The following is an 18744-nucleotide window of genomic DNA, read 5'->3' on the forward strand; positions in this document are numbered from 1 at the left end:
CGGTAAGTTACCCGTTAATAAGCCTCTTAGCTGCCTAAGTGCGACAGAGCTGCTTTTAGCTTAACGTGATTAAAATAACAAGTGGAATTTAATGAATAAAATATTAGTTGTCCTATTAAGTATTTCCTTAAGTTTACCTGGTGTGCAATCGGTATTGGCGAGTACTGAAAACCAATATCAGCGTAAATTAGCTATTGATGAGAAAAATGTCACTAAACACAGCACTAAGGTCAATGGCAAAAAATTTAAATATACTGCCACCACGGGTACACAGCCGGTGTGGGATAAAGACGGCCAGCCAATTGCCAGTTTGTTTTATACCTATTATCAACGCAGTGATATAAAAGATAGCGCAACACGGCCACTGTTGATTTCATTTAATGGCGGTCCAGGCTCTGCTTCGGTTTGGATGCATGTTGCCTATACTGGCCCGAAAGTACTCAATGTCGATAATGAAGGTTACCCGCTACAACCTTATGGCGTAAAAACCAATCCTTATTCCATTTTAGATGTTGCTGATATTGTTTTTGTTAACCCAGTTAATACCGGTTATTCACGGGTATTACCCGATAAAGACGGTAAAATGCCCAGTAAAGAACAACAAAAGAAAATGTTCTTTGGCGTCAATGCCGATGTTAAATACTTAGCTGAATGGCTTAATACCTTTGTCAGTCGCAATAACCGCTGGCGTTCACCTAAATATTTAATTGGTGAAAGTTATGGCACTACCCGTGTTGCTGGTTTGGCGAAAGAATTACAGTCGCGTCAGTGGATGTACGTTAATGGCGTGATTTTGGTTTCGCCAACGGATATTGGTATTAAACGCGATGGTCCGGTCAAAGCGGCGAATCGATTGCCTTACTTTGCCGCTGCTGCTTGGTATCACCAAGCGCTTACACCAGCGCTGCAGCAAAAACGGTTAACTGAACTACTGGTAGAAGTAGAGCAGTTTACCCTCAGTGAGTATTTACCCGCTTTAGTAAAAGGCGGTTTTATCTCAGCAAAAGAGAAACAGCACATCGCTGAGCAAGTAGCCCAGTACTCTGGTTTATCGGTGAGCGCCGTTATTAATAATAACTTAGATGTAGATAACCGTTTTTTTTGGAAAGAATTATTACGTGACAGAAAACAAACTATTGGTCGTTTAGATTCGCGTTATTTAGGCATAGATAAAAAAGTCGCTGGCGCTAGCCCTGATTATAATGCGGAATTAAGCTCTTGGTTGCACAGTTTTACTCCGGCGATTAACTATTATTTACGAGAAGAGTTACAGTATAAAACTGACATTAAATATAACATGTTTGGTGATGTTCACCCATGGGATCGTACCGGTAATAACACCGGCGAAGGGCTACGCTTTGCTATGGCGCAAAACCCTTACTTACACGTGATGATTCAATCAGGTTACTTTGACGGTGCCACTAATTACTTCGATGCAAAATATACTTTATGGCAATTAGATCCCAGTGGTTTGATGAAAGACAGGTTGTCATTTAAAGGTTATGAAAGTGGCCATATGATGTATTTACGCCATGAAGATTTACGACAAGCTAATGAAGATATTCGTCAGTTTATTAAACAAAGCTTACCGGCTAAAGGGCAAGCCGCTAAGTATTAATTTACCCGTTAAAGTTCATTTTAAAAAAAGCTTACTGAGTTAATTCAGTAGGCTCTTTTTATGCCTCTTGAGGGGTGGATTAGCTTGAGGGGTTTATCAGCACTAGGCTACATTATTTCCAAAAAAACAATAGCCCACTTTATGATATAAAAGAGCCACTATTATAATTAATAAAAGCGGATATTGATTCCTTTTTAGCCTAAATATCTGTATAATGCGCGCAAAATTATAGCCCTATTTCGTTAATCCGCTGAAGTAGCGATAAACGATAGTAACAGCGAGTAAAGCCAGTGTTAGATAAATTAAGAAATGTGGCAATTATTGCCCACGTTGACCACGGAAAAACCACTTTAGTTGATAAATTACTTGAGCAATCAGGTACTTTAGATTCACGTGGAGGCCATGGCGAACGTGTTATGGATTCAAATGATATTGAAAAAGAACGTGGTATCACTATTTTAGCTAAAAATACCGCTGTTAACTGGGGCGACTACCGTATAAATATTGTTGATACTCCTGGTCATGCCGATTTTGGTGGTGAAGTAGAGCGTGTAATGTCAATGGTCGATTCTGTACTATTGATTGTTGATGCACAAGAAGGCCCTATGCCGCAAACGCGTTTTGTGACGAAGAAAGCCTTTGCTCAAGGTTTAAAACCAATTCTTGTTATCAATAAAGTTGATAAGCCAGGTTCTCGCCCTGATTGGGTTATGGATCAAGTGTTCGACTTATTTGATAAACTTGGTGCTACGGATGAACAACTAGACTTTAAAGTTGTTTACACTTCAGCAATCAATGGTTGGGCTTCTCTTGAAGAAGGTGTCATTGGTACGGATATGAGTCCTTTATTTGATACTATTATCGCAGAAGTACCTGTGCCTAATGTAGAACCTGACGGCTCTTTCCAAATGCAAATTTCACAACTTGATTATAGCTCATACCTGGGTGTAATCGGTGTTGGTCGCATTCAACGTGGTAGTGTTAAACCAAATCAACAAGTAACGGTTAAACTTGCAAACGGCGGTATACATAACGCCAGAGTTGGTAAAGTATTTGGTTACTTAGGTCTAGAACGTTATGACATGCCTGAAGGTTTTGCGGGTGATATTGTTGCTGTTACTGGTTTAGGTGAGTTGAAAATTTCGGATACGGTTTGTTGTCCGACCGATGTTGAAGGTTTACCTGCGCTATCTATTGATGAACCGACTATCAACATGACTTTCCAAGTAAATACTTCACCATTTTGTGGTAAAGAAGGTAAGTATGTTACTTCACGTAATATTAAAGAGCGTCTAGATAAAGAATTAGTCCATAACGTAGCATTACGTGTTGAGGAACTACCAGATCCTGATAAATTTAAAGTATCAGGTCGTGGTGAGCTTCATTTAGGTATTTTAATTGAAAACATGCGTCGTGAAGGTTTTGAGCTAGCGGTATCTCGTCCTGAAGTCATTGTTCGTGAAATTGATGGCGAATTACAAGAACCCTATGAAACGGTAACTATTGATGTTGAAGAGCAACATCAGGGTGCTGTCATGGAAACAATGGGTATCCGTAAAGCTGAATTAACGGATATGGCACCTGATGGTACGGGTCGTATTCGCATGGACTTCATCATGCCAAGTCGTGGTTTAATCGGTTTCCAAACTGAATTTATGACCATGACTTCAGGCTCTGGTTTGATTTACCATACATTCTTCGAATATGGTCCTCATAAGGGTGGTGAAATTGGCCAACGTAAAAATGGTGTAATGGTTGCTAACGCTACTGGTAAAGCACTGACTAACGCTATCTTTAACTTACAATCTCGTGGCCGTATGATGATTGGTCATGGTGTTGAAGTGTATGAAGGTCAAATTGTTGGTATTCATAGCCGTGATAACGATTTAACGGTTAACGTACTTAGAGGCAAGCAGTTAACTAATGTACGTTCTTCAGGTACTGATGAAGCACAAACCTTAACTCCAGCAATCAATATGACTTTAGAGCAAGCATTAGAGTTTATTGATAACGATGAGTTGGTTGAAGTAACACCTAAGAATATTCGTATACGTAAGAAGTTCTTAAAAGAGAATGAACGTAAACGTGATGGCAGATCAATTAAGTAATTATTGACCACCTGTAAGAAAATTAAAAAACGCCTATTACGAAAGTACTAGGCGTTTTTTTATGTACAGGATGTACGGTATGTCGCGGTGTCAGGACGACAAAAAGCGTATATCTAAAGGTAATACAGGATGTACGGGTGTCACGAAAACAGCATGTCTAGGCAATGACTTTAAACGTCACTAATCCGTATTTAACGAGCAAACCTTCTTTTAAACCTTTGTCATTCCTGTAAGACATCTCGCAATTGTTGTAGTCTAATCAATCATGGGCGAGTTGTACTTTTGCTAAGTGACTGTTTAGTAGGTTTAAATACAATCAAGTTAAGACTATATTAATATTTTGTTACTTATGCTTTAAAAATAAAGCGGCAGAGTTGTTTTTTTGTAACTACGCTTAGTGTTAATCAGCAGCAAATAAGGTACTGCTTTATTTCCCAACAAAAGGAATTGGATTATGTCCCCAGCACAATTAAAACAATTGCAAGAGCTAAGCCAAATTTTCAGTCAAGGTAAAGCTAACCCACAACAAATACAGCAACTTTCAGCTTTATTGGCGGAAATTAACCGTTATGATGACGCAGAGCCAATAACTAAAAATGAGCAGGTTAGTTTTATTGCCGCTACTCACTTTGGTTGATAGGATTTCCTATCAAGCAAAGCGTTATTAATGTTAGTTTTTGTAAGTAGCTGCATCTATGATTGACCATAAGTGAAATATTCCAGCAATAATTGCTGGAATCACCATCCACCAGAGGGCATAACCAACCACACAAACAATGGCAAAAATTATTGCTGCTATAAACCTGCCTTGTACTAGTTGCCCCAAGCCTGGAAAAAAGACATTACAAATAGCGGCAATGACATTGCCCGCTGAACCTTGAATTGCCATCTAATACTCCCCTGTTAATTCACTGTCTACTAGCATCATGCTAGCAAATTGATTACCTCTATCTTAATATATGGTTAACCTTGAGCAAATCAGTAAATTGTTAACAAATATGAGTTTATTTAAAGAAACAGTAATTAGTAAGTTGTGGCATAAACATAAGGGCGTTATTTTTTATTTTATTCGCCGAATTAAACGCGAACAAATACAGGTGGTCGCCGGGTATTTATCCTATGTTTGTTTAATGTCATTAGTGCCCTTGGTCGTGGTAATGTTATCGGTAATGACAGCATTTCCACTCTTTGCTGAACTGCAGCAGACTGTGGAGCAGTTTGTTTATCAAAACTTTGTCCCTGCCGCGGGAGATGTGGTGCAGCAGTATTTAACGGGTTTTGTCGCTAATGCCTCAAAAATGTCGGCTGTCGCTATCTCATTTTTGTTTGTCGCCGCACTATTACTCATTTCTACCATTGATAATACCTTTAATAAAATTTGGCGAGTCACGGATAAACGCCGGACAATAACTTCATTTGCCATGTATTGGATGGTACTCACTTTAGGGCCAATACTGGTTGGTGCTAGTATTGCGTTATCATCGTATCTAGTGTCGATAGTTGCGGTTGATGAGTATGATGTTTTAGGTTTGTTTGATGTGCTGTTACGTATATTGCCATTACTCTCTTCCATAATAGCCTTTGTTATCCTTTATATGGCGGTGCCTAATAAAGCGGTGCCATTTAAGTTTGCTTTATCGGGCGCCTTTGTTGCCGGTGTTTTATTTGAAATAGCTAAAAAAGCCTTTGCCTTATATATAACGGAATTTCCTTCTTACCAAGTGATTTATGGTGCCTTGGCCACTATCCCTATTCTGTTTTTATGGGTTTATGTTTCTTGGCTAGTGGTACTGGTGGGCGCCTTGATCACGGTATCATTACAAGAGTACCCTTTATTAAAAGAGCAAGGGTTAAAAGAGCAAAAACCTAACGAAGAAAATTTACCACCTATAAATGAAGAGCAAATGAAATGATAGCTTTGTTACAGCGTGTCAGTCAGGCCAGCGTTACCGTTGATAACCACATTATTGGCCAGATTAACCAAGGTTTATTGATTTTCCTGGCAATAGAGCCTGAGGATAATGAAGTTAAGGCCAAGCGTTTAGCCGAGCGTGTTGCCGGTTATCGTATTTTTAATGATGAAAATGACAAAATGAATATAAATGTCAAACAAGTTGGCGGGGATATCTTAGTGGTCTCGCAATTTACTCTGGCGGCAGATACCAATTCAGGATTGCGACCTAGTTTTTCCACGGTAGCAAAACCTGAGTTAAGTAAAACCTTGTACCAGTATTTTGTCCATCAATTACGTCAACAAGGCTTTAAGGCACCAACGGGGGAGTTTGCTGCTGATATGAAAGTTGCCTTGGTAAATGATGGCCCGGTGACATTCACTTTAAGGCTTTAAGGCTTTAAAGCCTTAAAGCTATCTAGCATTACCGCTTTTTCTCTACTGCTCGTTTTTTAGCTAATTAAACTATCACTTTTGTATTAGTGGTGTTATAATCTCGCGCCCGTTAAGTTTGAGTGGTGGCATTTATGTCTACATTCTAAGCGCAACGGGGGGTCTTTCATAAGGCAGTGACGGGTCAATTTCTGGCCTTGAATTTTAATTTATCTTATTGTTTCTTTTGTGTTTTCACAAAATTTACAAGGAAGATAACAGTGGAGCAAAAAATCAATGATCCAAATGCAATCACAGCTGAATGTTGCTGATAACAGTGGCGCTAAGCGTGTTCAATGTATAAAGGTTCTTGGTGGCTCGCACCGTCGCTATGCACGCATTGGAGACATCATCAAAATTGCCGTCAAGGAAGCAAGTCCTCGTGGTAAAGTTAAAAAAGGTGATGTGTTAACTGCGGTAGTGGTGCGCACTAAGAAAGGTGTTCGTCGTTCAGATGGTTCTTCCATCCGTTTTGATGAAAACGCGGCTGTAATGCTAGACGCAAAATTACAGCCAATTGGTACTCGTATCTTCGGGCCTGTGACACGTGAACTTCGTAATGAAAAATTTATGAAGATCGTATCATTAGCACCTGAAGTACTATAAGGAGTCACGATAATGGCATCTAAGATTCGTCGTGATGATGAAGTAATTATACTTGCTGGCAAAGACAAGGGTAAGACTGGTAAAGTCACTAAAGTTCTTGTTGAAAACGGTAAAGTATTCGTAGAAGGTATTAACTTAATCAAGAAACACACTAAGCCTGCACCTCAGTTACAGCAGCCTGGTGGCATCATTGAAAAAGAAGCACCTTTACAAGTTTCCAACGTAGCGATTGTTAACCCAGCAACGGGTAAAGCAGATCGTGTTGGTTTTAGAATTGAAGACGGCAAAAAAGTTCGTTTTTTCAAATCTAACAACGAATTAATTTAATTGGAGTAAACGATGGCGAAACTGCATGATTTTTATAAAGATACAGTTGTAGCCGAATTGCAAAAGCAATTTGGTTATAAAAGTGTCATGCAAGTCCCTCGGATTGAAAAGATCACCCTTAACATGGGTGTTGGTGAAGCTATTTCTGACAAGAAAGTGTTAGAGCACGCCACAAATGATCTTACTGCAATCTCAGGGCAAAAGCCGCTAACGACAGTTGCACGCAAATCAGTTGCGGGCTTCAAAATTCGTGAAGGCTACCCTATTGGTACAAAAGTAACTCTACGCGGCGAGCGTATGTGGGAATTTTTAGAGCGTTTTATCTCTATTTCAATTCCACGTATCCGTGACTTTCGTGGCTTAAATCCTAAGTCATTTGATGGTCGTGGTAACTACAGCATGGGCGTTCGTGAGCAAATTATCTTCCCTGAAATCGATTACGATAAAATCGATAAAATTCGCGGTTTAGATATCACTATTACTACTAGCGCGAAAGATGATGAAGAAGGACTAGCTTTACTGTCTGCCTTTAATTTCCCGTTCCAGAAGAAGGTGTAGAGTTATGGCTAAAACGTCAATGAAAGCTCGTGAAGCTAAAAGAACCAAGCTAGTAGCAAAATATGCTGAAAAGCGTGCTGCGTTAAAAGCAATCATCTCAGGTACCGATTCTTCTGATGAAGAACGCTGGGATGCTGTATTGAAACTTCAAAGTTTACCTCGTGATTCGAGCAGTAGTCGTCAACGTAACCGTTGTAGTATTACTGGACGTCCACATGGTTTCTTACGTAAATTTGGTTTAAGCCGTATTAAATTACGCGAAACCATGATGCGTGGTGAAGTTCCAGGTCTTAAGAAAGCTAGTTGGTAATTCACGGGAGTAAATGGTTATGATGACTGATCCTATCGCGGACATGTTTACACGCATCCGCAACGGTCAATCTGCAGCAAAAGTTGCAGTAGCAATGCCATCTTCTAAGTTAAAAGTTGCAATTGCCAACTTACTTAAAGATGAAGGTTATATTTCAAGTTTTTCAGTATCAACTGATGCTAAACCTCAGTTAGATGTGGTATTGAAATATTTTGAAGGTAAAGAAGTAATTGAAGTGATCAAACGTGTTTCACGTCCTGGTCTTCGTATATACAAAAGCTGTGATGAACTTCCTAAAGTTCTTGCTGGCATGGGTATTGCGATTATTTCGACTTCTAAAGGTTTGATGACGGATCGTGCCGCTCGCTCTGCGGGTATTGGCGGTGAAGTTCTTGGTTTCGTAGAGTAAGGAGAATAATATGTCTCGTGTTGCAAAAACACCTGTCGTTGTTCCTGCTGGCGTTACCATTACGTTATCAGGTCAAGACATTACAGTTAAAGGTCCAGTAGGTGAATTATCACGTACGATTCATAAGTTTGTTGCGGTTTCTCAAGAAGACAACCAAATCAAAGTTACTATCGCATGTGAACATAAACAAGCTTGGGCTCAAGCCGGTACTACCCGTGCTTTAATCAATAATATGGTTGAAGGTGTTAGTAAAGGTTATGAAAAGAAATTAGTTTTACAAGGTGTTGGTTACCGTGCCAAAGCTGCTGGTAAGTCTTTAGACTTATCTTTAGGTTTTTCACACCCAATCAAACATACTATTCCTGAAGGAATAACTTGTGAAACTCCTAGCCAAACTGAAATCACACTGAAAGGTTGTGATAAGCATTTAGTTGGCCAAACCGCTGCGAACATTCGTGCATACCGTAAACCTGAGCCTTATAAAGGTAAAGGTATTCGTTATCTTAACGAAAATGTTCGTCGTAAAGAAGCTAAGAAGAAGTAGGGTAACACTATGGATAAGAAAACATCTCGTTTGCGCCGCGCTAGACGCGCTCGTGCAAAAATTAGCGAGTTGGGTGCGAATCGTTTAGTTATATTCCGTACTCCTCGTCACATTTACGCTCAATTGATCGCACCAACTGGTTCTGAAGTAATCGCATCTGCGTCTACTTTAGACAAAGAAGTTGCTGCTCAAATTGAAAAAACTGGTAATGTTGCCGCAGCAACTGCAGTAGGTAAAGCTCTCGCTGAACGTGCTGTAGCAAAAGGTATCTCTAAGATAGCTTTTGATCGCTCTGGTTTCCTTTATCATGGTCGCGTGAAAGCGTTAGCAGAAGCAGCTCGTGAAGCTGGTCTTCAGTTCTAGGGGGTTATAATGGCTAATCATAAGCAAGAAAACTCACAACAAAGTGATATGGCTGAAAAGCTAATCGCAGTTAACCGCGTTTCAAAAGTGGTTAAAGGTGGTCGTATTTTCAGTTTCACCGCACTAACAGTAGTTGGTGATGGCAATGGGCGTGTTGGTTTTGGTTACGGTAAAGCACGTGAAGTGCCTGCTGCAATCCAAAAAGCAATGGAAAAAGCGCACCGTAATATAGTAACGATTGACTTGAAGGGTACTACTCTTCAGCATGTTATTACTGGCAAGCATTCTGGTTCTAAAGTTTTCATGAAACCAGCCTCTGACGGTACAGGTATCATCGCCGGTGGCGCGATGCGTGCAGTACTTGAAGTTGCAGGCGTTCAGAACGTATTGTCAAAAGCATACGGTTCTACTAACCCAATCAACGTAGTTCGCGCTACTGTTTCAGCTTTAGTGAATATGCATTCACCAAAAGATATGGCAGCTAAACGTGGCAAAAGCGTTAAAGAAATTTTGGGGTAATTGAGCATGTCTAAAACAGTTAAAGTAACTCAAATAAAAAGTTCTATCGGTCGTTTACCGAAACATAGAGCTACATTAAAAGGCCTAGGTCTACGTCGCATCAACCATACAGTTGAATTAGAAGATACACCTTCTATCCGTGGCATGATCAACAAGGTTTACTACATGGTTAAGGTGGAGGATTAATTATGCATTTAAATACTTTATCCCCTGCACCGGGATCTCACAAAGCTAAAAAGCGCTGTGGTCGTGGTATTGGTTCAGGCATCGGTAAAACTGGTGGTCGTGGTCATAAAGGTCAGAAGTCTCGTTCTGGCGGTAGTGTCCGTCCAGGTTTTGAAGGTGGTCAAATGCCATTGAAACAACGTTTACCTAAATTTGGTTTTACTTCACGTAAATCTTTAGTTCGCGCTGAAATACGTTTACATGAATTAAACCTAGTTAAAGGTGATGTTGTTGACATTCACGCACTTAAAGACGCTGGTCTAATTACACGTAATATCATAGCTGTAAAAGTTATGTTATCTGGCGAGCTTACTCGTCCAATTACATTACGTGGCATTGCAGTAACTAAAGGCGCACAAGCAGCTATTGAAGCTGCTGGTGGCAAAGTAGAGGAATAGTACATTATGGCTACACCAGGAATGGCTTCTCAAAAAGGAAGTAAAGGCGCAGGCGGTTTGTCTGAGCTAAAACAAAGATTATGGTTCGTATTCGTTGCATTAGTAGTGCTTCGTTTAGGGTCTTTTGTGCCAATCCCTGGTATTGACGCCGCTGTATTAGCTCAGTTATTTGATCAACAAAAGGGCACTATCGTAGAAATGTTTAACATGTTCTCCGGTGGTGCACTTGAGCGAGCCTCAGTATTGGCACTTGGAATTATGCCGTACATTTCAGCTTCTATTATTATGCAATTGCTTACGGTTATGCACCCGGCAATGGCAGAATTGAAAAAAGAAGGTGAAGCTGGACGACGTAAAATTAGTCAATACACACGCTACGGCACTTTAGTGCTAGCAACAGTTCAAGCGATAGCGATTTCCAGAAGTTTACCGGATATGATGCAAGGCCTAGTAATTAATGCTGGTTTTAGTTTCTATTTCACCGCAGTGGTTAGTTTGGTTACTGGTACCATGTTTTTAATGTGGTTAGGTGAGCAAATTACTGAACGTGGTATCGGTAATGGTATTTCGATTATTATTTTCGCGGGTATTGTTGCTGGTATGCCTTCAGCTCTAGGTCAATTAGCTGAATCGGCGCGTCAAGGTGAATTGCACTTATTAGTATTATTGCTAATTGGCGTTGTGGTATTTGCAGTAACTTTCTTAGTAGTATTTGTGGAACGTGGTCAACGACGTATTGTTGTTAACTACGCTAAGCGCCAACAAGGCCGTAAGGTTTTTGCCGCGCAAAGCACGCATTTACCCTTGAAAGTGAATATGGCGGGTGTAATCCCACCAATCTTTGCCTCAAGCATTATCTTGTTCCCTGGCACGCTTGCGAGCTGGTTTGGACAAGGAGATGGCCCGGTAGCTGATTTCTTACAAGGTGTTTCTCAGGCGATGTCGCCAGGGCAACCTTTATATGTTTTCATGTTAGCAGCAGCAATAATATTCTTCTGTTTCTTTTACACGGCATTGGTTTTCAATCCGCGTGAAACAGCAGATAACTTGAAAAAGTCAGGTGCGTTCATTCCAGGGATTCGTCCAGGTGAACAAACATCCAAATATATTGATAAAGTGATGACTCGTTTAACCCTATGTGGTGCGGCGTATATTACCTTTGTCTGTTTGGTTCCACAGTTTATGATCATGGCGTGGGACGTACAGTTCTACTTCGGCGGTACATCGTTATTGATTATCGTGGTTGTGATTATGGATTTTATGGCACAAGTACAAACGCATTTGATGTCTCATCAATATGACAATGTACTTAAAAAAGCAAACTTGAAAGGCTATAGTCGTTAGACTGAGCTTGATAAGTTAACGGAGTATAAAATGAAAGTACGTGCATCCGTAAAAAAGATTTGTCGTAATTGTAAAGTGGTAAAACGTAAAGGCGTGATTCGCGTTCTTTGTATTGAACCAAAGCACAAACAAAGACAAGGTTAATATCGTCTGATATTAACTCAAATCTTTTAGAACTGGCATTATGCGGAGGATTCTGTATAATGCCGTTTCGATTTACAGTAAAAAGAGAATGGTTGGGTATCCTAACGGGCTTTCCAACCAAGTAATTTTAATTATTAATAGGAGATGTGTTAGTGGCCCGTATCGCTGGCATTAACATCCCTGATCGTAAGCATGCAGTAATCGCCATTACTGCGATTTACGGTATCGGAGCTACACGTGCGAAAGCAATCTGTGCAGCAACTGGTATCGCTGAATCAACGAAGATCAGTGAATTAGACGAAGCAAAAATTGATTTGCTTCGCGCTGAAGTGGACAAATTTACCGTAGAAGGTGATTTGCGCCGTGAAGTTTCAATGAACATTAAACGTCTTATGGATTTAGGTTGTTACCGTGGCATCCGTCACCGTCGTAGTCTTCCTCTACGTGGTCAACGCACTAAAACAAATGCGCGCACCCGTAAAGGTCCTCGTAAGCCAATTAGGAAGTAAGAGGAACTAGACAATGGCAAAAACACCAGTTCGTTCGCGTAAACGCGTAAAAAAACAAGTTGTCGATGGCATGGCTCATATCCACGCCTCTTTTAACAACACAATCGTGACTCTTACAGACCGCCAAGGTAATGCTTTATCTTGGGCGACTGCAGGTGGTTCAGGTTTCCGTGGTTCACGTAAATCTACTCCGTTTGCTGCACAAGTTGCTGCAGACCGCGCAGGCGCTGCTGCAAAAGAGTTTGGCTTGAAGAATATTGAAGTTTTCGTTAAAGGTCCAGGTCCAGGTCGTGAATCTGCTATCCGTGCCCTAAATGCTGCTGGTTTTAAAATCACCAACATTACTGACGTTACACCAATTCCTCATAATGGTTGTCGTCCTCCTAAGAAACGTCGCGTTTAATCGCATTTTTTAGGATAGTTGGAGAAAGAAAATGGCTAGATATTTAGGTCCTAAGTTAAAACTTTGTCGCCGCGAAGGAACAGATTTGTTCCTTAAAAGTGGTGTTAGAGCAATTGACACTAAATGTAAAATCGAAACAATACCAGGTCAACATGGCGCCCGTCGCGGTCGTTTGTCTGACTACGGTGTTCAACTTCGTGAAAAACAAAAAGTTCGTCGTATTTATGGCGTACTAGAAAAACAATTCAGTAATTACTACAAAGAAGCAGCACGTCAAAAAGGTAACACAGGTGAAAACTTGTTACAGCTTTTAGAAACGCGTTTAGATAACGTAGTTTACCGTATGGGTTATGCCAGCACTCGTGCTGAAGCTCGTCAATTAGTTAGCCATAAGGCTATCGTGGTAAACGGCGGAGTAGTTAATATTCCATCTTTCACTGTTAAAGCTGAAGATACTGTTTCTGTTCGTGAGAAGTCTAAAACTCAAGCGCGTATTATCGCTGCTTTAGAATTAGCTGATCAACGTGAGAAGCCACTTTGGGTTGAAGTAGATACTAAGAAGCTTGAAGGCATTTTTAAACGTCTTCCAGATCGTTCTGATTTGTCTGCCGAAATTAATGAACAGTTGATTGTTGAACTTTACTCTAAATAGTAAAGTTGCACTTTAAGAGAGGACATATATGCAGGGTTCTGTAACCGAATTCCTTAGACCACGTATGGTTGGTATCGAACATATCAACCCTCGTCGCGCTAAAGTAACTTTAGAGCCACTAGAACGTGGTTTTGGTCACACTTTAGGTAATGCGTTACGCCGCATTCTTTTATCTTCAATGCCGGGTTGTGCCGTAACTGAAGTTGAGATTGATGGTGTATTACATGAGTACAGTAGTAAAGAAGGTGTTCAAGAGGACATCATCGAAATATTGTTAAATCTTAAAGGGCTAGCAATAATATTAGAAGGCAAAAATGAAGCCGTTCTAACGTTAACTAAGTCTGGTGAAGGCCCTGTAACGGCAGCTGATATTCAACATGATGGTGACGTAACTATTACTAACCCAGAACATGTTATCTGCACCTTAACAAGTGAAGGTTCTATCAGCATGCGCATTAAAATTGAAATGGGTCGTGGTTACGTACCTGCTTCAGTTCGTCGTGATGCCGAGGAAGAAGATCGTGCTATTGGTCGTTTGTTGGTAGATGCCTCATTCAGCCCAGTAGTAAGAATTGCTTATGATGTTGAGTCTGCACGTGTTGAACAACGTACAGATTTAGACAAATTAATTATAGACATGGAAACCAATGGTACATTGGATCCGGAAGAAGCTATCCGTCGTGCTTCAACAATTCTTGCTGAACAGCTTGATGCGTTTGTAGAACTTCGTGATATTAAAGAAGTAGAACAAGTGGAAGAAAAACCATTGTTCGACCCAATTTTGCTTCGTCCTGTTGATGATCTAGAATTAACTGTTCGTTCAGCTAACTGTTTAAAAGCAGAAGCAATTCAATACATTGGTGATTTAGTACAACGTGCTGAAGTTGAGCTTCTTAAAACGCCTAATTTAGGTAAGAAGTCTCTAACTGAAATCAAAGACGTGTTAGCGTCTCGTGGTTTGTCTCTAGGCATGCGCCTAGAAAACTGGCCGCCAGAAAGCATTGTTGACAACGACTAGTTCGATCATCGTTTTTTTATTAATAGTTTGAGAGAAGGATTAACTTATGCGTCATCGTCAAAGCGGTCGCCAGTTAAACCGTAATAGCAGTCATCGTAAAGCGATGTTCCGCAATATGGCAAGCTCTTTAGTTAAGCACGGTATTATTAAAACCACCGTTGCTAAAGCTAAAGAACTACGTATGGTTGTAGAGCCACTGATTACATTGGCTAAAACCGACAGTGTTGCAAATCGCCGTTTAGCGTTTGCTCGTACACAAGATAAAGAAGTAGTAGGTATTTTATTCAACGAACTTGGTGCTCGTTACCAAGATCGTCCAGGTGGTTACACTCGCATTTTAAAATGTGGTTTCCGTACTGGTGATAAAGCGCCTATGGCTTATATTGAATTAGTAGACCGCCCAGTAGTAGAAGATGCTCCTGAAGTAGTTGAAGAATCAGCAGAAGCATAATTTAGTTTACTAAATTATACTTATAAAAACGGAGCTTAGGCTCCGTTTTTTATTGCCTAAAAATGACTTGTAGTGATATAACTACAGCTCTGTTAGTGAAGCTTGTTACTTTGCTACTTGACCTAAACGTCATTTCACCGTATAAAATATCTATAGTACATTAGTTTATTTTTGAGCCCTTATGTCGTCACGAAACCCAATAATTGCCGTTACTGGCTCATCAGGAGCAGGCACTTCAACTAGTACCGCTTCTTTTGAACATATTTTTAGAACACTTGGCATTACCTCGGTAAATGTTGAGGGTGATAGCTTTCATCGTTTCTCCCGTCAAGAAATGGATCTGGAAAAGAGAAAAGCTAAAGAATCAGGCACTAATATTAGTTATTTTGGTGATTTGGCTAATGATTTTAGTGCGTTGCAAAAGTTATTTCGTGACTATGGTGAAACCGGTAAGGGTCAAATTAGACGTTACCTGCATAGTTTCGATGAGGCGGTACCCTTTAACCAAATGCCAGGCACTTTTACCCCATGGCAAGAGCTTGGAGACGGTACGGATTTATTATACTACGAGGGTCTTCATGGCGGTGTGGTCACTAAAGATAATGACGTAGCCAAACATGTCGATTTACTCATTGGTATGGTACCTATTGTTAATTTAGAGTGGATTCAAAAGATCATTCGCGATACCAATCAACGTGGTCACAGTAGAGAAGCGGTCACTGCTAGCATAGTGCGCAGTATGGATGATTATATCTCCTTTATCACGCCACAGTTTTCCCGTACACATATTAACTTTCAGCGCGTGCCTACGGTTGATACCTCCAATCCATTTAGTGCCAAGGCAATCCCAAGTTTGGATGAAAGTTTTGTTGTTATCCGCTTTCGAGAAGTAAAGAATGTTGATTTTCAGTATTATCTTCGTATGATTGATGGCTCATTTATGTCGCGTATTAACACTCTGGTCGTTCCTGGGGGAAAAATGGGTCTGGCCATGGAGTTGATTTTAACGCCGCTAATAGAAGGTTTGATAGAAAGAAAAACTCAAGCGAATAAACAACTTGATTGGATGAGCGACTTATAAAGCTCTTTTGGCCAATCCTCTCCTTTATATGGTTATAACCTTGAAAAAAATAGTTTTAGCTTTGTCCTTAATACTTTTATTTAGCCCTTTTCAACTCAATGCTAAATGGTATCAGCATTCGTTTAATACCATGGGCACACGCGCCCATGTTGAATTTTGGCTAGATGAAAACAGTACTAATGCTAGTCAGTCGCAAGAATTGATTGCACAAATCATTGCTGAAATGACCCGCTTAGATCTCGCTATGAGTCCTTACAAAGAAAGTAGTGAGTTAAGTCTGCTCAACCGTGAGGCGGCTAAGAAAAAGGTGACTATATCAAGGGAGCTTTTTACCTTAATAGCGACAGCTCATGATATTTCAGTGCTAAGCGACGGCGCTTTCGATATAACTTATGCTTCTATTGGTTATCAATATGATTACCGTAATAAAATTCGTCCTCAGCAAATAGCCATTGATAAGGCTTTACCTTCGATCAATTATCTAGGCATCGTCTTAGATGAAAAAAATAGTACCGTCAGCTTTGATAATAGCGCCATTAAAATCGACCTAGGAGGCATAGCTAAAGGTTATGCCGTTAAAAGGTGTCTGAACTTGCTAAGTTCGGCTGGAGTTCACCATGCGTTAATGAGTGCCGGTGGTGATACCGCTTTGTTAGGTGACCGACATGGTAGGCCTTGGTTAGTGGCAATAAAACACCCAAGAGCCGAACAAAAGCATGTTGTACATATTCCATTAACGAATGAAGCTATCTCGACCTCTGGGGATTATGAACGATATTTTATCGAAGATGGCAAACGTTACCACCATATTATCAATCCAAAAACGGGCGACTCAGCTCGAAAAGTAGTTAGTGTCTCGGTTATTGGCAAAGATGCTACTTATGTCGATGCCTTATCAACGACACTATTTGTTAAAGGGCTTGCCGACGGTATGCAATTAATTAACAGCATGGCGGGATATGAAGCCATTATTATCGATAATGAGCAGAGATTACACTTCTCCAAGGGTCTACAACAATAAGAATATATGACTTCATTACTTAACCTGAACTCTGGATAATGAGGTTACTTAGCGCGAATAAATTCCCGCCTACAGACGAGAGGGTTATTGCGTGGTATTAATACAATCAAACTGTAATGATTGGTTGGAATGCGGTTAACGAGTCTAACATGGTACTGTTGCCCAACCCTTGACTAGGTACTAAAGTAGAAAATTGATTTTGTTGTCCATGCAGTGCCATATAATTTAATAATACGGTTTGCACCAGTAGATTGACATTATTTGCCGACGGCGCAGACGTAGTTTCCACCGAAGCATCAGGCCTCATAAAACCAATTTGTTGATGCATGGCACTTTGCTCCGCGGTGCCGCCCATTAATTGTGGTTTGCCAGTGGGGCTATACACTAAGAAAAATGATGCACCGGTTGACGAATTATCACCGGTCCATTCGCCTTTACCACGACCGTCGACAGATTCATCTATGCGGCCGTTACTGGCGACAGAGCCGTCACTAAATACATACATCATCAGCGGTTGATTACGTCTTGCTGCATATTCAAGGCACGCGCCCATACAACGGCCAGCACGAAGATCTCTTAACTCACCAGTGCTGCGGTCACCGGTATGATAATCAAAGCCACCCATGGTTACCGTGCCAGCACCAGCAAAGCCATTAACTACCAATTTCATGATAGAGGCAGTTTTTTGGAACTCCTGCTCGCTATCAAATTCAGCCAGACTAAAAATGCCACCCGGGCCGACAATATCAACATCAAGTAAAGGGTTGAGTGTCGATGGATCGCCAAATCGATCGGCGAGATCGGCACTTTTGACATAGCCACAATTAACCAGGTCTTTAATGATATCGTCACGGGTAACCTTACTATTGATCTGTGCCATTTTTTGCGCACTGACTCGTTGAATACTTTCCATAACAGCAACGGCGTCACTTTGAGACAACAAGTTAAATAAATCACCGACATCAACTAAGCCAGTAACATCACTGGGGCGATCAATCTTTGTTGGCCGTAAACTTAAATCAATAAAGCTTGCTGGTGCCATAGAGTTACCACCAGAGTCGCTATTCCTAGAGCCAATAAGTGGCATTAATGAGCCATTAGCACCGGCAGTCGCGATGGCATACATAGGGTTATGCGGATTGTTGGCGGTATCATTGTCAGATCGGCTAGGTATTACTGCACCATTAATATTGGCGGCTGTTTCAGGAGATACTTTTTCTAATATTCCACGTAAAAATGCTGAGTCGGCATGAAACGCTAAACCTAAGTCAGTATTGATAAAGTCAGACTGCATGGCATCTGGGTTAGCAATATTAGGCGCCATATCGCCAGGTATACCAAGCTTGCTATAACCAGCAGTCGAGAGAAAGTCTTGCTGACCACCCAAGCCACCAACTAAGACATTCGAGCCAGAAATATTAGCGCCGCCAGCAAGATCGAAACTAATAAAAGGAATTTTTCCAGCTCCTTGTGTACTGATGCCACAGCTATCCCTTAACGCTTCTATATCACTTGATAAGGCTGCTTGTGCATGATTAGCGGTAAATAGGCTAAACATCGATAATCCAGCAATGGTATAACCACCGGTTCTAAGACCAGCTGAGATAAAATCTCGACGGCTCATCGGTTTTTTATGATCACTAAATAATAAAGGACTATCTGGCTGTAAATGTTTAGTTTTTCTCATGTAACTTTCCTATTTTCCATAACTTGTTTTGTTTAGCTATATCGATACTTGTGTGGTATTACCGCA

The 18744-nt window shown here is 40.7% G+C and carries 26 protein-coding genes; 24 read left to right on the plus strand and 2 right to left on the minus strand.

Annotation, left to right across the window (positions count from 1 at the left end; all coding sequences use genetic code 11):
• Nucleotides 1-91: 91 nt before the first annotated feature.
• The 3 genes from MTCD1_RS06805 to MTCD1_RS06815 all read left to right on the plus strand — a co-directional run bounded on the left by MTCD1_RS06805 (nt 92) and on the right by MTCD1_RS06815 (nt 4363).
• Nucleotides 92-1618, plus strand: a complete 1527-nt coding sequence (locus tag MTCD1_RS06805; RefSeq protein ID WP_057179562.1) for a S10 family peptidase — start codon at nt 92-94, stop codon at nt 1616-1618.
• 290 nt (nt 1619-1908) lie between these two features.
• Nucleotides 1909-3726 carry a translational GTPase TypA gene (gene typA / locus MTCD1_RS06810; protein ID WP_057179563.1) on the plus strand — a complete coding sequence of 606 codons (1818 nt, stop codon included), beginning with the start codon at nt 1909-1911 and terminating at the stop codon, nt 3724-3726.
• A 454-nt stretch (nt 3727-4180) separates the two neighbouring features.
• Nucleotides 4181-4363, plus strand: coding sequence for a hypothetical protein (locus tag MTCD1_RS06815; RefSeq protein WP_057179564.1), 183 nt, complete (start codon nt 4181-4183; stop codon nt 4361-4363).
• A 33-nt stretch (nt 4364-4396) separates the two neighbouring features.
• Here MTCD1_RS06815 and MTCD1_RS06820 read toward each other — a convergent pair whose 3' ends face one another.
• Nucleotides 4397-4615, minus strand: coding sequence for a hypothetical protein (locus MTCD1_RS06820; protein ID WP_057179565.1), 219 nt, complete (start codon nt 4613-4615; stop codon nt 4397-4399).
• Between the two features lie 109 nt (nt 4616-4724).
• Here MTCD1_RS06820 and MTCD1_RS06825 point away from each other — a divergent pair, with 109 nt between their 5' ends.
• The 21 genes from MTCD1_RS06825 to MTCD1_RS06925 all read left to right on the plus strand — a co-directional run bounded on the left by MTCD1_RS06825 (nt 4725) and on the right by MTCD1_RS06925 (nt 16991).
• Nucleotides 4725-5639: a virulence factor BrkB family protein gene (locus MTCD1_RS06825; RefSeq protein ID WP_082606402.1), complete on the plus strand. Its 915-nt coding sequence runs from the start codon at nt 4725-4727 to the stop codon at nt 5637-5639.
• On the plus strand, nt 5636-6073 hold the full coding sequence (gene dtd, locus MTCD1_RS06830) for a D-aminoacyl-tRNA deacylase (RefSeq protein WP_057179566.1): 438 nt from the start codon (nt 5636-5638) through the stop codon (nt 6071-6073). Before MTCD1_RS06825 ends, dtd begins: the two co-directional genes overlap by 4 nt.
• A 273-nt stretch (nt 6074-6346) precedes the next feature.
• A complete protein-coding gene (gene rplN, locus MTCD1_RS06835; protein WP_057179567.1) occupies nt 6347-6715 on the plus strand; it encodes a 50S ribosomal protein L14 in 369 nt (122 codons plus the stop codon).
• Between the two features lie 12 nt (nt 6716-6727).
• Nucleotides 6728-7042 carry a 50S ribosomal protein L24 gene (gene rplX, locus MTCD1_RS06840; RefSeq protein WP_057179568.1) on the plus strand — a complete coding sequence of 105 codons (315 nt, stop codon included), beginning with the start codon at nt 6728-6730 and terminating at the stop codon, nt 7040-7042.
• 12 nt (nt 7043-7054) lie between these two features.
• Entirely contained in the window at nt 7055-7600 is a 546-nt protein-coding gene (gene rplE, locus MTCD1_RS06845; protein ID WP_057179569.1) for a 50S ribosomal protein L5, read from the plus strand.
• 4 nt (nt 7601-7604) lie between these two features.
• Nucleotides 7605-7910, plus strand: a complete 306-nt coding sequence (gene rpsN / locus MTCD1_RS06850) for a 30S ribosomal protein S14 (RefSeq protein ID WP_057179570.1) — start codon at nt 7605-7607, stop codon at nt 7908-7910.
• A gap of 19 nt (nt 7911-7929) precedes the next feature.
• Nucleotides 7930-8319, plus strand: coding sequence for a 30S ribosomal protein S8 (gene rpsH, locus MTCD1_RS06855; RefSeq protein ID WP_088568923.1), 390 nt, complete (start codon nt 7930-7932; stop codon nt 8317-8319).
• Between the two features lie 10 nt (nt 8320-8329).
• Nucleotides 8330-8863 (plus strand): 50S ribosomal protein L6, encoded by a 534-nt coding sequence (gene rplF / locus MTCD1_RS06860; RefSeq protein ID WP_057179572.1) that lies wholly within the window; start codon nt 8330-8332, stop codon nt 8861-8863.
• A gap of 9 nt (nt 8864-8872) precedes the next feature.
• Nucleotides 8873-9226, plus strand: a complete 354-nt coding sequence (gene rplR / locus MTCD1_RS06865) for a 50S ribosomal protein L18 (RefSeq protein WP_057179573.1) — start codon at nt 8873-8875, stop codon at nt 9224-9226.
• A gap of 9 nt (nt 9227-9235) precedes the next feature.
• The gene (rpsE, locus tag MTCD1_RS06870) at nt 9236-9745 is read left to right on the plus strand and encodes a 30S ribosomal protein S5 (RefSeq protein WP_019026709.1); all 510 of its coding nucleotides are present in this window, start codon (nt 9236-9238) and stop codon (nt 9743-9745) included.
• A gap of 6 nt (nt 9746-9751) precedes the next feature.
• Complete coding sequence (gene rpmD, locus MTCD1_RS06875; RefSeq protein ID WP_057179574.1) at nt 9752-9931, plus strand: 50S ribosomal protein L30; 180 nt, start codon at nt 9752-9754, stop codon at nt 9929-9931.
• Nucleotides 9932-9933: 2 nt separating this feature from the next.
• Nucleotides 9934-10368, plus strand: a complete 435-nt coding sequence (rplO, locus tag MTCD1_RS06880; RefSeq protein ID WP_057179575.1) for a 50S ribosomal protein L15 — start codon at nt 9934-9936, stop codon at nt 10366-10368.
• Between the two features lie 6 nt (nt 10369-10374).
• On the plus strand, nt 10375-11712 hold the full coding sequence (gene secY, locus MTCD1_RS06885; protein WP_057179576.1) for a preprotein translocase subunit SecY: 1338 nt from the start codon (nt 10375-10377) through the stop codon (nt 11710-11712).
• Between the two features lie 30 nt (nt 11713-11742).
• A complete protein-coding gene (rpmJ, locus tag MTCD1_RS06890; protein ID WP_081967783.1) occupies nt 11743-11856 on the plus strand; it encodes a 50S ribosomal protein L36 in 114 nt (37 codons plus the stop codon).
• A 152-nt stretch (nt 11857-12008) separates the two neighbouring features.
• Nucleotides 12009-12365: a 30S ribosomal protein S13 gene (rpsM, locus tag MTCD1_RS06895; RefSeq protein ID WP_057179577.1), complete on the plus strand. Its 357-nt coding sequence runs from the start codon at nt 12009-12011 to the stop codon at nt 12363-12365.
• A gap of 13 nt (nt 12366-12378) precedes the next feature.
• The gene (rpsK, locus tag MTCD1_RS06900) at nt 12379-12768 is read left to right on the plus strand and encodes a 30S ribosomal protein S11 (protein WP_057179578.1); all 390 of its coding nucleotides are present in this window, start codon (nt 12379-12381) and stop codon (nt 12766-12768) included.
• Nucleotides 12769-12799: 31 nt separating this feature from the next.
• A complete protein-coding gene (rpsD, locus tag MTCD1_RS06905; RefSeq protein ID WP_057179579.1) occupies nt 12800-13420 on the plus strand; it encodes a 30S ribosomal protein S4 in 621 nt (206 codons plus the stop codon).
• 28 nt (nt 13421-13448) lie between these two features.
• Nucleotides 13449-14438 carry a DNA-directed RNA polymerase subunit alpha gene (locus MTCD1_RS06910; RefSeq protein ID WP_057179580.1) on the plus strand — a complete coding sequence of 330 codons (990 nt, stop codon included), beginning with the start codon at nt 13449-13451 and terminating at the stop codon, nt 14436-14438.
• Nucleotides 14439-14484: 46 nt separating this feature from the next.
• Entirely contained in the window at nt 14485-14889 is a 405-nt protein-coding gene (gene rplQ, locus MTCD1_RS06915; protein WP_057179581.1) for a 50S ribosomal protein L17, read from the plus strand.
• Between the two features lie 181 nt (nt 14890-15070).
• Nucleotides 15071-15970 (plus strand): phosphoribulokinase, encoded by a 900-nt coding sequence (locus MTCD1_RS06920; protein ID WP_057179582.1) that lies wholly within the window; start codon nt 15071-15073, stop codon nt 15968-15970.
• Between the two features lie 40 nt (nt 15971-16010).
• A complete protein-coding gene (locus MTCD1_RS06925) occupies nt 16011-16991 on the plus strand; it encodes an FAD:protein FMN transferase (RefSeq protein WP_231732949.1) in 981 nt (326 codons plus the stop codon).
• 106 nt (nt 16992-17097) lie between these two features.
• Here the strand turns inward: MTCD1_RS06925 and MTCD1_RS06930 are convergent, their stop codons facing one another.
• A complete protein-coding gene (locus MTCD1_RS06930) occupies nt 17098-18678 on the minus strand; it encodes a hypothetical protein (RefSeq protein WP_057179584.1) in 1581 nt (526 codons plus the stop codon).
• Nucleotides 18679-18744: the final 66 nt, after the last annotated feature.

Source organism: Colwellia marinimaniae, assembly GCF_002207865.1.
Taxonomy (GTDB): domain Bacteria; phylum Pseudomonadota; class Gammaproteobacteria; order Enterobacterales; family Alteromonadaceae; genus Colwellia; species Colwellia marinimaniae.

Bases quoted from the DNA above. Each gene is read 5' to 3' on its own strand.
- MTCD1_RS06805 (WP_057179562.1), top strand. From the start codon at position 92: ATGAATAAAATATTAGTTGTCCTATTAAGTATTTCCTTAAGTTTACCT.
- MTCD1_RS06815 (WP_057179564.1), top strand. From the start codon at position 4,181: ATGTCCCCAGCACAATTAAAACAATTGCAAGAGCTAAGCCAAATTTTC.
- MTCD1_RS06820 (WP_057179565.1), bottom strand. From the start codon at position 4,615: ATGGCAATTCAAGGTTCAGCGGGCAATGTCATTGCCGCTATTTGTAAT.
- MTCD1_RS06825 (WP_082606402.1), top strand. From the start codon at position 4,725: ATGAGTTTATTTAAAGAAACAGTAATTAGTAAGTTGTGGCATAAACAT.
- dtd (WP_057179566.1), top strand. From the start codon at position 5,636: ATGATAGCTTTGTTACAGCGTGTCAGTCAGGCCAGCGTTACCGTTGAT.
- rplN (WP_057179567.1), top strand. From the start codon at position 6,347: ATGATCCAAATGCAATCACAGCTGAATGTTGCTGATAACAGTGGCGCT.
- rplX (WP_057179568.1), top strand. From the start codon at position 6,728: ATGGCATCTAAGATTCGTCGTGATGATGAAGTAATTATACTTGCTGGC.
- rplE (WP_057179569.1), top strand. From the start codon at position 7,055: ATGGCGAAACTGCATGATTTTTATAAAGATACAGTTGTAGCCGAATTG.
- rpsN (WP_057179570.1), top strand. From the start codon at position 7,605: ATGGCTAAAACGTCAATGAAAGCTCGTGAAGCTAAAAGAACCAAGCTA.
- rpsH (WP_088568923.1), top strand. From the start codon at position 7,930: ATGATGACTGATCCTATCGCGGACATGTTTACACGCATCCGCAACGGT.
- rplF (WP_057179572.1), top strand. From the start codon at position 8,330: ATGTCTCGTGTTGCAAAAACACCTGTCGTTGTTCCTGCTGGCGTTACC.
- rplR (WP_057179573.1), top strand. From the start codon at position 8,873: ATGGATAAGAAAACATCTCGTTTGCGCCGCGCTAGACGCGCTCGTGCA.
- rpsE (WP_019026709.1), top strand. From the start codon at position 9,236: ATGGCTAATCATAAGCAAGAAAACTCACAACAAAGTGATATGGCTGAA.
- rpmD (WP_057179574.1), top strand. From the start codon at position 9,752: ATGTCTAAAACAGTTAAAGTAACTCAAATAAAAAGTTCTATCGGTCGT.
- rplO (WP_057179575.1), top strand. From the start codon at position 9,934: ATGCATTTAAATACTTTATCCCCTGCACCGGGATCTCACAAAGCTAAA.
- secY (WP_057179576.1), top strand. From the start codon at position 10,375: ATGGCTACACCAGGAATGGCTTCTCAAAAAGGAAGTAAAGGCGCAGGC.
- rpmJ (WP_081967783.1), top strand. From the start codon at position 11,743: ATGAAAGTACGTGCATCCGTAAAAAAGATTTGTCGTAATTGTAAAGTG.
- rpsK (WP_057179578.1), top strand. From the start codon at position 12,379: ATGGCAAAAACACCAGTTCGTTCGCGTAAACGCGTAAAAAAACAAGTT.
- rpsD (WP_057179579.1), top strand. From the start codon at position 12,800: ATGGCTAGATATTTAGGTCCTAAGTTAAAACTTTGTCGCCGCGAAGGA.
- MTCD1_RS06910 (WP_057179580.1), top strand. From the start codon at position 13,449: ATGCAGGGTTCTGTAACCGAATTCCTTAGACCACGTATGGTTGGTATC.
- rplQ (WP_057179581.1), top strand. From the start codon at position 14,485: ATGCGTCATCGTCAAAGCGGTCGCCAGTTAAACCGTAATAGCAGTCAT.
- MTCD1_RS06920 (WP_057179582.1), top strand. From the start codon at position 15,071: ATGTCGTCACGAAACCCAATAATTGCCGTTACTGGCTCATCAGGAGCA.
- MTCD1_RS06930 (WP_057179584.1), bottom strand. From the start codon at position 18,678: ATGAGAAAAACTAAACATTTACAGCCAGATAGTCCTTTATTATTTAGT.